11 protein-coding genes are annotated in these 13,520 nt (G+C 58.7%); 5 read left to right on the top strand and 6 right to left on the bottom strand.

All coding sequences use genetic code 11. From position 1 onward, the window contains the following. Positions 1-147 precede the first annotated feature (147 nt). Positions 148-798, top strand: coding sequence for a phosphohydrolase (locus tag VGC62_RS10750; protein WP_331187068.1), 651 nt, complete (start codon positions 148-150; stop codon positions 796-798). A gap of 158 nt (positions 799-956) precedes the next feature. Here VGC62_RS10750 and VGC62_RS10755 read toward each other — a convergent pair whose 3' ends face one another. The 3 genes from VGC62_RS10755 to VGC62_RS10765 all read right to left on the bottom strand — a co-directional run bounded on the left by VGC62_RS10755 (position 957) and on the right by VGC62_RS10765 (position 5,681). Further along, entirely contained in the window at positions 957-3,269 is a 2,313-nt protein-coding gene (locus VGC62_RS10755) for an ATP-binding protein (protein ID WP_331187059.1), read from the bottom strand. A gap of 204 nt (positions 3,270-3,473) precedes the next feature. Further along, the gene (locus VGC62_RS10760) at positions 3,474-4,115 is read right to left on the bottom strand and encodes a response regulator transcription factor (RefSeq protein ID WP_331187060.1); all 642 of its coding nucleotides are present in this window, start codon (positions 4,113-4,115) and stop codon (positions 3,474-3,476) included. A gap of 21 nt (positions 4,116-4,136) precedes the next feature. Then, complete coding sequence (locus tag VGC62_RS10765) at positions 4,137-5,681, bottom strand: ATP-binding protein (protein WP_331187069.1); 1,545 nt, start codon at positions 5,679-5,681, stop codon at positions 4,137-4,139. Positions 5,682-6,144: 463 nt separating this feature from the next. Between VGC62_RS10765 and VGC62_RS10770 the strand changes: the two genes are divergently transcribed. After that, positions 6,145-7,353: an MFS transporter gene (locus tag VGC62_RS10770; RefSeq protein WP_331187061.1), complete on the top strand. Its 1,209-nt coding sequence runs from the start codon at positions 6,145-6,147 to the stop codon at positions 7,351-7,353. 51 nt (positions 7,354-7,404) lie between these two features. Here the strand turns inward: VGC62_RS10770 and VGC62_RS10775 are convergent, their stop codons facing one another. From VGC62_RS10775 to VGC62_RS10785, 3 genes are all read right to left on the bottom strand, one after another. Then, positions 7,405-8,262 carry an AraC family transcriptional regulator gene (locus VGC62_RS10775; RefSeq protein ID WP_331187062.1) on the bottom strand — a complete coding sequence of 286 codons (858 nt, stop codon included), beginning with the start codon at positions 8,260-8,262 and terminating at the stop codon, positions 7,405-7,407. Between the two features lie 219 nt (positions 8,263-8,481). Beyond that, entirely contained in the window at positions 8,482-9,549 is a 1,068-nt protein-coding gene (locus tag VGC62_RS10780) for a DUF1615 domain-containing protein (protein WP_331187070.1), read from the bottom strand. Between the two features lie 158 nt (positions 9,550-9,707). After that, positions 9,708-10,703: a GlxA family transcriptional regulator gene (locus tag VGC62_RS10785; protein WP_331187063.1), complete on the bottom strand. Its 996-nt coding sequence runs from the start codon at positions 10,701-10,703 to the stop codon at positions 9,708-9,710. Between the two features lie 117 nt (positions 10,704-10,820). Between VGC62_RS10785 and VGC62_RS10790 the strand changes: the two genes are divergently transcribed. From VGC62_RS10790 to VGC62_RS10800, 3 genes are all read left to right on the top strand, one after another. After that, positions 10,821-11,375, top strand: coding sequence for a cysteine hydrolase family protein (locus tag VGC62_RS10790; protein ID WP_331187064.1), 555 nt, complete (start codon positions 10,821-10,823; stop codon positions 11,373-11,375). A gap of 361 nt (positions 11,376-11,736) precedes the next feature. Further along, positions 11,737-12,381, top strand: a complete 645-nt coding sequence (locus tag VGC62_RS10795; protein WP_331187065.1) for an HAD-IA family hydrolase — start codon at positions 11,737-11,739, stop codon at positions 12,379-12,381. 169 nt (positions 12,382-12,550) lie between these two features. Continuing rightward, a partial coding sequence (locus VGC62_RS10800; protein WP_331187066.1) for a putative DNA modification/repair radical SAM protein occupies positions 12,551-13,520 on the top strand: 970 nt, incomplete at its 3' end.

Raw genomic sequence — 13,520 nt, forward strand, 5'->3', positions numbered from 1 at the left:
TGCTCTTTCCCCCTAAACAGCACCACAACGGTGTGCGCAGGCAGCAAAAACCAGCGCTTGATTCAGAACATTTCAGGGTGCGACCAAGGACGATAAACAACCGCGAGCCTATGTTGTTCTTGAATGACTGCCCGTTCGCTGCGAGGGATGCATGTGAACACCCGATACGTCGCTGGCGTTTCGATTCCTGATAGCGCGATGGCCCGCGCGGCGACCGAGTTGATGCGCGATAGCCAATCACAGCTGCTGCTCGATGCCTCATCGCGGGCGTTTTTGTTCGCCGCGCTGATCGGCGAAAGCCGCGCGATGCGCTTCGATTCAGATTTGCTGTACATCAGCGCGCTTTTTTTACGGGTGGGTGTCACACCGCTGTATCGCCGCTCGCAGCAGCGCTTCGAAGTCGACAGCGCCGATGCCGCCGCGCAGTTTCTCAAAGGCTATGGCCGGTCCCGCGACGACATTGCGCAGGTCTGGGATGCGATTGCCCTGCACACCACACCGGGCATCCCCGAGCATAAACCGGGGCTCACTGCGTTGCTGGCCGCAGGTGTCGAGACCGACCTACTGGGCACCCATTGCCAAGCCCTGGGGCCTCAGGCGTTGGGGTTGATCCTTGACGCGTTTCCACGGGTGGCTGGATTCAAGAGCAAATTTCTCGACACTCTCGCCCGTGGACAAGCCCACCGGCCGCAAAGCACCTACGGCACGATCAACGCCGATGTGCTGGGGTTTTGTGATCCGCGCTTCAGGGGCGCCAACTACTGCAAACGATTGATGGCGTCGAAATGGCCGTATTGATCAGCCGCCACGTTGGAGGCATACACCAACGGTACGCCGCGACGAGCAATTGGGGCACAGTTCAGCTCGTAGGAGCCGGGCTTGTCCCGCGACCGGCGGGGAACCCGTCGTAAACCTGCGCATGCGGTGTGACTGGCAGACCCTGCACGTGAGCTTAATCAGGCGGGCTTATCCACCGGCAGTACAAACACAAACGTGGTGCCGCCATAGCGTGCGGGCATGACATACAAATGCCCGGCATGGGCCTCGATGATCGAGCGGCAAATCGCCAGGCCCATGCCCATGCCTTTGTCCTTGGTGCTGAAAAACGCATTGAACACCTTGTCCATATCTGCAAGTGCGATGCCCACGCCGCTGTCCTCGACGCTGACCACCAGGTAATCCTCGGCCACCACCTCGCTGGTGATAGAGAGCCGACGCAGCACATGGTCGCCACCGCTCATGGCGTCCAGAGCATTCAGAATCAGGTTCAACACCACTTGTTGCAACTGCACGCAGGACGCATACACCCACAGCGGCGAACGTGTCAGATGCGTGGCCAGCAATACTCGATGCTGCTCGACCTCACTGGTAGTCAGCGCCACCACGTGGCGGATGACGTCATTGATCTGCAAGCGCTGACGGTTTTGCGGGGTCTGCCTGGCCAATGACTGCAATGCATTGACGATTTCACCGGCGCGCCTGCCGTTGTTGAGAATATCGCTCAATCCGCACATCGCTTCGTCGACCACCGGCACCTCGCGATTGAGCCAGCGAAGGCTGGCAGCCGCGTTGGAAATGATCGACGCCAACGGTTGATTGATCTCGTGGGCAATCGAGGCGGCCAGTTCGCCCATGACCGTCACCTTGGAGACTCTCTCCAGCTCGGCGCGGGCGTTGCGCAGCGCGGTTTCTGTGTCTTTGCGGCGGACGTTTTCCTCCACCAGCTCGGCATACAGACGTGCCCTCTCCAACGAAATCGCCGCTTGCCCCGCGAGCAGCTCCAGCACGGTGGTGTGGCGGGCCGTGAATACCCCAGGCGCCAGGTTATTTTCCAGGTACAACACGCCGATCACCTGCCCCTGTTTGATCAGCGGCAGGCACAACACCGAGCGCAAGTCGTGTCGCAGCAGATAGCGGTCGGCAGAGAAGTACGGGGCGTTGCGCACGTCATCGAACACCAACCGCTGGCGGGTGCGTATCACGCGGTCAAGAATCGACAGCGGCAGGTCATTTTTGCCCGGTGTATCGCTGGACAACTTGATGTCGATGCCGCCTTCGAGCGTCTGCCCAGTGGCGCAAATGATCGGCGCCTGGTCTTTGACCAACAGCAACAACGCGCGCTGTGCGCCGGCATGCATGATGGTGTTGGTGAGCAGAACCTCGATCAGCCGGTCCAGCAGGATTTCTTCGCTGAGTGCCTGGGTGGCCTTCATCACCGACACCAAATCGAGCGTGTCCTGCCCCCCAGCGATGTTGATCGACGCTCGCGACGCACTGATTGATTGATGCGGCCAGGCCGCTTGCAGGCTCAACTGTTCAATGCAGTCACGCTTTTGCAGCGCAGCGCAGCCATTGAAGGCGGATTCGCATTGCCTGGGTTCAAAATCGGGAATGTCCTGAAACTGTCGCCACTGCGCCAGGCATTCGCGCAGATCAGCCTCAAGCCCGGTCGCGCGTTGGTAGCGCTCAGCCGGGTTCTTGGCGACCAGTTTCAATACCAGTGTGGCCAAAGGCGTGGGGATGTCCCCGCGAAACTGGCTGAGCGGCGGCGGTTGTCGGGCGACATGGCTATACACCCACTCCACCGCATCGGTGGCGTCGAACGGCAACTGGCCGGTCAGCCATTCGTAGAAAGTCATGCCCAGTGAATACAAGTCGCTGCGCTGGTCGGCTTGTCGCTCGACCCGCCGAGCCTGCTCGGGTGACATGTACGCCAAGGTCCCGCAGATCGAATCTGACACGGCTGCGTGTTCACCGTGACCGAGTTCAAGACTCAAACCAAATCCGGTCAGGCGCACAATACCGTCTGCACCCTCCACCAGATTGCAGGGCTTGATGTCGCGGTGCAGCAGGCCGTTGCCATGCGCCTGACCAAGCGCGGCGGCCGCACCAATGGCCAACTCCAGGAAACGCTGGACGCCCAGCCCCTCTTGCGCAGGATCGTGAAGCGGTACACCGCCAGGGTCGCTCAGCACCAGCAGCAACCCGTCGGATGTCTGCAATAGCGCCAACGGGTGCAGTGACCACTCGGGTAGCAGTTTGTCGGCCAGCGAAAACTCATGTTCGACACGCCCAAGTGCGCTGCCTGCAGAGGGCGAGACAGGCCGCACCGTGCGCCAGGTCTCATCACTGCCAGGCAAACTCACCCGGTAGTGGTCCAGATCCCCATCGCGGTACAAAAAAGTCCAGACGACGCACTCCAGCCACTGATTATCAAAGCGTGCAGCGGCGTGCCCGGAAACAGGAGGTACGTTGACGATGCTGCTCATGAAGGCCCTTGATTACTTTGCACGGCGCCTGTCTCAAGGCGAGGCCGACTGCATGATGGCGCTAAAACCGAGAGAAGAAGGGTTTATGAAGCTCATACATAGCGCTGTCATCGACAGCAACGATGACGATCATAGGCTGAACTTTGCGAGACTGATAGTTAGGGAACAGGAAATGCCACACGCCATTTTAATAACCAAGAAAGTTCATGGACAATTGTGCTCCCGATCATGTTGACACCCCCCCCCCAAACGCTCTCGCATCTTCAGAAGTTCGATAACAGTGCGCGCGTTCATTTTTGTCATTACGTGCCGCTTATGGACTTTGGCAGTGACTTCACTCGTACCCAGTTCAAGGGCTATTTGTTTATTCATTTTGCCAGTAATTAATAAAGCCATGACTTCACGCTCACGCGGCGTCAGGCTATTAAAGCGTTGTCGAACGCTTCCGGTCATTGCCCTTTCCACGCAATTGCTTTGGTCTTGGAGCAAGGCCTGGCGGACCAGATCAAGCAAATGGTCGGGTTCGAACGGCTTGGTCAGGAACTCATGGGCCCCTGCCTTGATCGCCCGCACAGACATGGGAATGGTGCCAAACCCGGTCATGAAGATGATGGGAAAACCATGGCCCCGACGCAGGAGTTCATGCTGCAGATCAAATCCGTTGCTCGTTGAAAGATTGACATCCAAGAGCAGGCAACTGGGCCGCTCAGTGAAATCAATGCCCAAAAACTCGTCCGCGCTCGCATAGGCCTCAGAGTTGATGTCCGCCGAACTCAGCAACCGCTGCAGCGAGACACGAATGGCCGCGTCGTCATCCACCACGTAAACAATCGGTGTCACACCCATAAAGAATTCCGTCGCTGCATGCTACTGGCTGGCCGCCAGCATTCTCTGATGACTCGCATGATAGCTGCTGGGGCCTGGCGGTCCAGAATCGCTCGAAGCACACACAGCCATGCTTAGCAGCTCGGGCCCTGATGCAGCACGCTCGCCAACAGACAACGTGGTCTCGCAGGGCAGATCGTCTGATCGCTCCTGCAGGGTTCGTTTGAGGCAGGCACGCGTCGACTCTGGCACACAATAAAAACGAAACGGCCCTTTGGCGGTCACCGTCAGCAAGGATTTCAGCGCCAGGCCGACAATACAATCAAGCACCCGTGAGTGCCCGATTTCACGGTCCTGGACAGCATCACAAGCAAGGCTCAGGGTAAATTGCCCTTGAAGCTGGCTGAGGCGCTCAAGCACCGCCAACTCGTCATCATCCAGCAGGCGCAGGCTCCAACTCAGCGACGCTTGAAGGGTCTGATGCCGAGGGGGCGCATTGCGCAACGCCGATGTCAGCAAATGCATGCTTTGGCCAAGACTTGCGACCATTTCGTACAGGCCAAGACCCACCGCTCGCGCCGCTGCCATTTGCAAAGCCAACGGCAAGCCTTCCAGGCGTCGGCAGACTTCGCCGATCAAGTCGACGCTTTGGTTGTCCAGTTCGTCCTCGCCGACCTGCGCGAAACAGCCGTCGAGCGCGCGCAAATGCCTTAACACCAGTTGAACCGAGGCGCAGTCCAGTGTTGCTTGGCGGTCGGCGCCGACATCAGGCACCCGTAACGGCGGTACCCGGACATTGCGCTCATGGGCAATGCGCAACGGTTCGCGACTTGTGGCCAACACCCGGATCGACGGGCAGCTGCACATCAGCAGTTCTACCAGACTGGCAACCGTTTCGATGAGGTGCTCGCAGTTATCAAGAATGATCAGGCATGGCTGCCCCATAAGACGATTGATCAGGGTTTGTGGCATCGGATCGGCACTTGAGCAGTCGATGCCCAGCGCACTTGCCATCGCGTCCATCAGCAACTCGGGGCCCTTCAACGCTGCCAGCGATACAAAGTAGGCCTGGCTTGACTGCGTGGCAACGAAACACTGCGCGACCTCAGTTGCCAGCGCAGTTTTACCAATACCGCCCGGCCCCGTCAGCGTGATTAATGCACAGACACTGAGCGCCTGACAGACCTCGTTGAATAAGGCGTCGCAGCCAATCAGTGCCATGCAGCCGGGCATGGGTGGCTCAACTCGCGGGCGTTCGGGGACGACGTTGTCAGTCGGCAAGGGCTTTACCTCCCCGCCTTCGCCGCCCAACAACACGTAACCGCGCCCCGGAATGGTCCGAATCAAATCACGATCACTGCCGAGCGCCTTGCGCAACGCCGAGATATGCACCTGCAGGTTGTTTTCTTCCACCACGGTCTGTGGCCAGACACGCTGCAAGATCTCGTCCTTGGTGACCAGACGCCCATGACTGCGAATCAATAATTCAAGAATATCGAACGCGCGGGTTCCAACGCGCAACGCCGTGCCGTGCTTGAAGACTTCCCTTAGTTCAAGAGAAACGGTGGTCTGACCGAGAGTTATCATTTTATTCACGCTGTCCTTAGGGTGGTTTCGTGTTTCCTGCCGTCACCGACAGAGCCCATGGATCGTTCGCTCACAAATGGCATTCATCATTGGGAAAATTCGCCGATTACGACTGAGCATCTAACCATCTAAATAACCGCGTCGATATTATCTGTTGGGGTAGTTTTTCAAACCGAACGACTTAAAAACGAATTCCTTAAAACTGAATGCGCAGATTAAGCCCGTGCTATTTCGATACCCGCCGATTCCCCATCAATAGGCGTGACGACGTTAACTGAAGGCATATCGATTATTTCAGCGAGAAATTTGCGAACCCGTTCACCTTTCATGTTGCGTGCGACGCAACGGGGTTTTGCGTGTCAGCAGGATTATCGCCACCCAATGGGTCATTTAAGGTATTACTCAACTGCCATGCACCGACTCGCGCGTGGCCCCTTGTACACGCCGACTTGAGCGTATCGTCATGAATGATTCCATCGCTTCTTCCCTGCAGGCACCGCCGCGCACCCTCACCCGTGGGTTGGTGCTGTTGTTTGCGGTCTGCTGCGGCGCCATTGTCGCCAATATTTATTACGCACAACCCATCGTCGAACTGATCGCTCCCGATATCGGTCTGTCGACGCACAGCGCCAGCCTGATTGTCTCGCTGACCCAAATCGGCTACGCCCTGGGCTTATTGTTTCTGGTGCCGTTGGCCGACCTTGTCGAAAACCGCAAGCTGATGATCGGCACCGCTGTCGTCGCCACGATCAGCCTGCTGGGCGCTGGCACGATGCAACATGCCACAGGTTTTCTGGCGATCTCGCTGTTGATCGGTTTGAGTTCGGTATCGGTACAGATGTTGATCCCGCTGGCCGCGCACTTGGCGCCCGAGCAGTCCAGGGGCCAGGTGGTGGGTAACATCATGGGTGGCCTGTTGCTGGGGATTCTGTTGGCGCGGCCGTTGTCGAGCCTGGTGGCCGATCATTTCGGCTGGCGCACGGTATTCATGTGCGCGGCAATGCTGATGCTGGCAATCATTGTGGTGCTGGCACTGACCATTCCCAAGCGCGTACCCGATCACAAAGCCACATACGGCCAACTGTTGAAGTCGCTGCTGACCCTGCTGCGGCGTCACGCTGTGCTGCGTCAACGCGCGCTTTATCAAGGGTTACTGTTTGCAGCGTTCAGCCTGTTCTGGACCGCAGCCCCCATCGAGCTTTCGCGGCAGTTCGGCTTGTCTCAGAGTCAGATCGCCGTATTCGCGCTGGTCGGCGCTATCGGAGCCATCGCCGCCCCCATTGCCGGGCGTTTGGCCGATGCCGGGCATACCCATCGTGCATCGTTGGTCGCAATGATTCTGGCGCCACTGGCCTTCTTGCTGGGCTTGAGCCAGCCAGGTTGCAGCGTGATCGGACTGGCCGTCACCGGCGTGCTGCTCGACTTCGCGGTGCAGATGAACATGGTGCTCGGCCAACGCGCGGTCTATGCCCTTGATCCGACCAGCCGCGGCCGTTTGAATGCGCTGTACATGACCAGCATTTTCGTTGGCGGTGCCGTGGGCTCGGCGCTGGCCAGCGTGCTCTACGAGCAGGCAGGATGGAATGCGGTGATCATGCTCGGCGCAGGCTTGCCACTGCTGGCGCTGCTGGTGTTTTTGGCCGTAAGTCGTAGAGGGCTGAGCGATGCGTAACGAGTTGACACTATTGGGCTGGATGGGAGGTCTGTGCTCCATGACAGCGAGTCAACTCGGCAACAACGTCGGTGGTTGATGGCGATTGCGCCAGGCGCTGGGGGGTTCGCCGGTAAGACGGGTGAAAACCCGGGTCAGGTGCGGCTGGTCGGCAAAACCGCAATCCTGAGCGATTTGCACCATTGGGATCGCCGGCCGTTGCAGCAACAATACCCTGGCGCGCTCTACGCGCATCTGCAACAGCCAGGTGTGCGGCGCAACGCCGGTGGCCTGTTTGAACGCGCGGGAGAAGTGGCTTCTGGACAACGAGCACTCCTGAGCGATGCGCTGCACCGACAGGTCATTGCCCAACTGACTGGCGATCAGCTCCTTGGCAAGGCGAAGCTGAATCGGAGTGAGGCTAGCGGGGAGTTTTCCCGAGGCGGGCCGCAGCCGTCCATAGCGCTGCAATGCGTGGCTGCACATTGCCAATAGGAGGTGATCAATGAATAGCTGGCTGACCCTGTCTGGACGCTGCAACGCTGGCAACATCGCCTGCGCCAGATGATAGAGCACCGGGTCTTGGTTGCCGCCCTGCTCGTAGTGAAACATGTCGATCTTCTTGCTACCGAGCTCAACCTGCAATTGGTCCAGTGTCTGCCGGGGAATATTCAGACGCAGGTTGTCGTAAGCCGACCGGTGCTGGCAGCGCAACTCGTCGCCCATGAACGGCAGCGACACGTTGCCTTGCTGATATCCCCCCGAATAGCTCAACCGGCGACCGCGCCAGAGCCGATGGGCCGCAAAGTCCTCCAGTTGCACGATGATCGAAAACGCATCAGCGCAGGGAATATCGATGATCTGCTCGGGATCAGGCGACACCTGCGTTGCCCGGGTCGCGGTAAAGCCTTCGCGACTCAGTTGCGTCATCAACGGTGCGTTCAAAAGAAATCCCACATACGGTCGGTTGGCAATAGAGACAGCGGTATGCCCCACTCAAATGTCATACCGCCGGTGATTCTAGCCGATCGTCCAGCGCTGGCACGCGCCAAGGCCGTCAATCGATCAAAGGCACGTGTACGGCGCATTGATAACGGCCGTATTCCACGGGCACCCACTGAAAATGCTTACCTGTGGCGGTGATGGGCGTTACCTCAACGCACCAGATGCCCGCGCCATGCATTTTGCGCGTCGATCCTCCACGCGTTGGGCAAACCAGGCTGTGGTCAGCTTGCGGGTGATTTTCGGGCTTTCGAGAACGATGCCTGGCAGTATCGCTCGGGGTAACGGTTTGCCCGCAGCTTGGTCTGCCAGGGTGAAGACGTCCTTGTAGAGGTCGGTCTCTTCAAACTCCAGCGTGTCACCCTTCTCCAATTGGCTGCGAATGGTGGTGTTGCGCATCCCCAACTGTCGATGCAACGAGCGCACCGCCAACTCGGTCGCGCCCACCGACGGACTAAAACCATAACTGATCAAATCCCCATCAAGCGCCAGACGGGTGCCGGATAACCGACTGACGGCGCTCTGAAACGCTGCATTGCGGCTGGCGTACCACCCCGCGTTGAAATCGGCGAAGCGGTAAATCGGCTGGCTGTAACTGACCGGATACCCCAGCAAATGAGCGATGCCGAAATACATCCCGCCACGTCGGCTGAACACCTCATGACGAATCGAGCCTTCAACCGGATAGGGATAGCCCGGCGCCTGCCGTTCAGCGAATTCGATGCTGACCTGCATGGGCCCGGCGGTATGCACCGGATTGAAATTGCCGAACAGGGTTTTGCCCATCGGCACCATGCCGATGAAGTCATCGAAGATCGCGCTCAGGTCTTTTTCCGTGCGCGCCGCGTTCAACCGTTCGGCGTAGGTTTTGCCGGTGGGTGAGCGAATGTCCAACGCCGAATGCACCAGCAGGCTGGGCACATGCACCTTGCTGGCACGACGGTCGATCTCATCGCGCGCGATCTTGCCCATCCCAGGCACCGGCGGATCAACTTGAAAGTTTGATTCCTGCTCGGCCACGGCCAGCACCGAACACAGATTTTCGACGCTGGGATCAAGCCCCTGAGCATTGAACGCCGCGTAAATGTCAGTTGCCCAGCCCTGCCGATCCGGCACACTGGCAGGCATCAGCCGCGCGATTTCCGTACGCACAACATCCGGGGCAGGAGGTGGTGGCCGCTTGGGTTGTGAGCTGCACGCCGCCAGCAGCGCCATCACCAGCAATGCGCTTACAGCACAAACATGCCGGGAGAATCCGTTCAGTGGAACTGGATGCGTGTGTCCTCGATAGTTCATCACGCCGATTGGCGCATGAGCGCTCGTCGTCCGAACCACTGATTCAGTGTGCAGCCAAGCGCTACGAGACTCAGCCATCAACGCACCGCCACAACAGGTGGGCTGACACCAAATTGTCTGCGGTAGTCGCTGGGCGTCAGGCCGGTGATTTTCTTGAAAAGCACACGAAAGGCTGCCGGGTCCTGGTAGCCCACCGTCCAGGCAATGTGATCGACCGTGCCGTGGGTGTATTCGAGCATTTCACGCGCTTTGCCAACACGCAGATGCTGACAATATTCAGTGGGTTTGAGGCCGGTCGCGGCGCGAAACCTGCGCAAAAAAGTTCGCTCTTCAAGCCCGGCCGTCTTCGCCATCTCAGGCAGCGAAACATCAACCGCGCCGCTGGCCTGTAGCCAATGCTGGACTTTCAATACCGCCGCATCGCCATGCCCGAGTATTGGCGAAAAATTGCTGCCGCACTGTTGAGCACTGTCGTTGTGCTCGACCACCAGAAAACGCGCGGTGCCAGTGGCAACGCTCGGACCGAGCAGGCGCTCGACCAACCGTAAACCCAAAGCTGACCACGCCATCAGCCCAGCGGTGGTAATGATGTCGCCATCATCGATGATCGGCTGATCAGCCTGCACGTTGATGTGCGGATAACGCTCGGCCAGCGCCTTGCTCTGGGTCCAGTGGGTGGTAGCGGCTCGACCATCCAGCAACCCGGTTTCTGCCAACATGAATGCGCCCACGCAGACCGCGCCCAGCGTCGCCCCGCTGGCATGCTGCCTAAGGAGCCAGCGCTTGATGTCCTGCAACTGCGCAGCAGTCGGTTCCCCACCCAGTGACGGGGGAATCAGCACCGCAACCAAATGCCCAGCGTGCCCCTCATGGCTGTCGAACACCCGCTGCGGCTCACCTCCCGCTTCAGCCTGCCAATGGCTGACACGCAAAATCGGCCGCTCATTGGCCTGATACTCATCTGCAATCCGGTTAGCCACGCTAAAGAGATCAGTCAGCCCATGGACTGCCGCGGTCTGTGCGCCGGGATAGATCAGCACGCCAATGTCGGCCACTGCCCGCTCAACGGTCATTGTCAGTTTTCCCTCGTTTAATGTCGGTGCAGCCAATCCCCGTGGGCGCCCAAGCGGTCAATACTTCATCCCACAACACGCCCGGCACAACACACCTACTTATCCGAGGAAGCAGACATGTCCAAACAAGCGCTCATCGTAGTCGATATCCAGAACGACTACTTCCCCACCGGCAAATGGCCTCTGGTCGGCATCGACGCCGCCGCCGACAACGCCGCGCGAATCATTCAAGCGACACGCGATGCAGGCGACCTGGTGGTACACATTCGCCATGAGTTTACCCGTAACGACGCGCCGTTTTTTCTACCCAACTCCGAGGGCGCGAAACTGCACCCGAAAGTGATCAACCGCACAGACGAACCCGTGGTATTGAAACATTTCATCAACTCGTTCCGTGAGACCGAGCTCAAAGCCATTCTGGATCAGCATGACATCGACGAACTGCTGATCGTCGGCGCCATGAGCCACATGTGCATCGATGGCATCACTCGCGCCGCCGTGGATTTTGGCTATAAAGCCACGGTCATTCATGACGCCTGCGCATCGCGCGATCTGGAATTCAATGGCATCACCGTTCCGGCTGCTCAGGTGCATGCAGCGTTCATGGCGGCACTGGGGTTTGGTTACGCGACCGTGGTGTCGACGGCCGCGTATTTGCAGAGCGCTGCATGATCTGACGGCAGTCACAGTGAATCGCCCACTAAACGCAATCCTTCGCCCCAGTCACCGACGGGACGGTGATGAATAGCGTCGTACGGACTAACTGGCCGCTACCCGATAAGTACGTGGACTGTGATCGTTCGGTGACATGGGGGTTGGTGGGATGACGTGCCGCCGTCTGACGGTTGTATTGCCGTGCGCAGCGATGGTGGGATGTGGCCTGATAGGGATCCGCTGACACACGGGCAAGGTGTGCCTTCAGGCCCCTGCCCGCTCGACCGCCGATCATCCATCAGGCGCGGCGTTCAACTTTTCCGGATAATGCCGGTCCAAAAGCGCCTGAACCTGATCATGCGACACGGGAGAATCCTGTTTGAATATTGCTGGCGTCATTTTCGATTGCGACGGAACCCTGGTAGACAGCGAACGTCTGGCGGCCGGGTTGCTGCGGGACATTCTTGGCGAACATCAGGTGTCATTGAGCGTCGAGGAGGTCCTGACGCGCTTTCGCGGCGTGCAGTTCGCCCTGTGTATGGACGGCCTGTGCGCTGATTACCCCGCACTGCCCGGCGACGATATCGGGCTGTCGTTCAGGCAACGCACGCTGCCGCTGCTGCGCGAAAAGCTCGAAGAAATGCCCGGCGCCGTTGAGTTCGTTCGCGGTCTGCACCTGCCTAAATGTGTGGCCTCCAACGGGCCGCGTAGCAAAATCGAAACCTGCCTGAGCACCGTTGGATTATTGGATGTCTTTCACGGCCTGATTGTCAGTGCGTACGAAGTCCAAGCCTGGAAGCCATCGCCGATCCTGATTGAAAGCGCGGCTCAATTGTTAGGTCTGTCTGCGCAGCAATGTCTGCTGGTAGACGATAGCGTTCCCGGCGTACTCGCAGGGCTAGGCGCTGGCGCCCATGTGGCAGGCTATGGCGATACCGATTTTTCCGAATTCGCCGACCACGCAAATTTCCACCGGGTGAAAGATTTTGCCGAGCTGAAGACGTTGATTCAGCGGATCCGTTGATCGGCGCGACACTGCAACGTTGGCGGCGATGATTTCGGTGCCGCGACAGAAGGAGCTGGATCGCGCTTCATTCGCTTGTAAAAACCGCCTAGCAAATCCCCTCAAACGACGCTTGTGGGCGACAGGGCAACCCTATACTGTATATAAAACCAGTATCAAGGTATGTCCCATGCAGTTGATCGATAAGCTGAGCATTCTCGCCGACGCCGCCAAGTATGACGCCTCCTGCGCCAGCAGCGCCGCGCCGAAACGCAGCTCCGAGGGCAAGTCCGGCCTGGGATCGACCAATGGCATGGGCATCTGCCACAGCTACACCCCAGACGGGCGCTGCGTGTCGCTGCTGAAAATCCTCCTCACCAATTTTTGCCTGTATGACTGCCAGTATTGCGTCAACCGCCGCTCCAGCGATGTACCACGTGCGCGTTTCAGTCCCGAAGAAGTGGTCACGCTGACCCTGGATTTCTATCGCCGAAATTGCGTCAGCGGGCTGTTTCTCAGTTCCGGCATCATTCGGTCCGCCGACTACACCATGGAACAACTGATCCGTGTGGCGAAGCTTTTGCGCGAGGAGCACGAGTTTCGTGGCTATATTCACCTCAAGACCATTCCCGAAGCCGACCCGCAACTGATCGAACAAGCCGGTCGTTACGCTGATCGCCTGAGCGTCAACATCGAGCTGCCGACCCATCTCAGTTTGCAAACACTGGCGCCGGAAAAGGAAATGGGCTCAATCAAGCAGGCCATGCAGACCATCTATACCGGTCAGCAAGCGGTACTCAACGAACCCAATGCACCACGCTTTACGCCCGCCGGACAAAGCACGCAAATGATCGTCGGCGCCGATGACAGCGACGACAGCACCCTGTTGCACAGCGCCGAGTCGCTGTATGGCGACTACCGCCTCAAACGGGTCTATTACTCAGCCTTCAGCCCGATCCCCAACAGCCCGAAAAGCGTACCGCTGGCTGCGCCGCCGTTGATGCGCGAACACCGGTTGTACCAGGCCGACTTTCTGCTGCGCAGCTACGGTTACCGCGCCGATGAATTGCTTAAAGGCCCCGGCAACCTGGCGCTGGACATTGATCCAAAACTCGCCTGGGCGCTGAACAATCGCGAGGTCTTTCCGCTGGATTTGAACC

The organism is Pseudomonas sp., assembly GCF_036404235.1.
Taxonomy (GTDB): Bacteria; Pseudomonadota; Gammaproteobacteria; order Pseudomonadales; family Pseudomonadaceae; genus Aquipseudomonas.

Coding starts and splice junctions, on each gene's coding strand:
- VGC62_RS10750 (WP_331187068.1), top strand. CDS start 148: ATGCATGTGAACACCCGATACGTCGCTGGCGTTTCGATTCCTGATAGC.
- VGC62_RS10755 (WP_331187059.1), bottom strand. CDS start 3,269: ATGAGCAGCATCGTCAACGTACCTCCTGTTTCCGGGCACGCCGCTGCA.
- VGC62_RS10760 (WP_331187060.1), bottom strand. CDS start 4,115: ATGGGTGTGACACCGATTGTTTACGTGGTGGATGACGACGCGGCCATT.
- VGC62_RS10765 (WP_331187069.1), bottom strand. CDS start 5,681: ATGATAACTCTCGGTCAGACCACCGTTTCTCTTGAACTAAGGGAAGTC.
- VGC62_RS10770 (WP_331187061.1), top strand. CDS start 6,145: ATGAATGATTCCATCGCTTCTTCCCTGCAGGCACCGCCGCGCACCCTC.
- VGC62_RS10775 (WP_331187062.1), bottom strand. CDS start 8,262: ATGACGCAACTGAGTCGCGAAGGCTTTACCGCGACCCGGGCAACGCAG.
- VGC62_RS10780 (WP_331187070.1), bottom strand. CDS start 9,549: ATGGCGCTGCTGGCGGCGTGCAGCTCACAACCCAAGCGGCCACCACCT.
- VGC62_RS10785 (WP_331187063.1), bottom strand. CDS start 10,703: ATGACCGTTGAGCGGGCAGTGGCCGACATTGGCGTGCTGATCTATCCC.
- VGC62_RS10790 (WP_331187064.1), top strand. CDS start 10,821: ATGTCCAAACAAGCGCTCATCGTAGTCGATATCCAGAACGACTACTTC.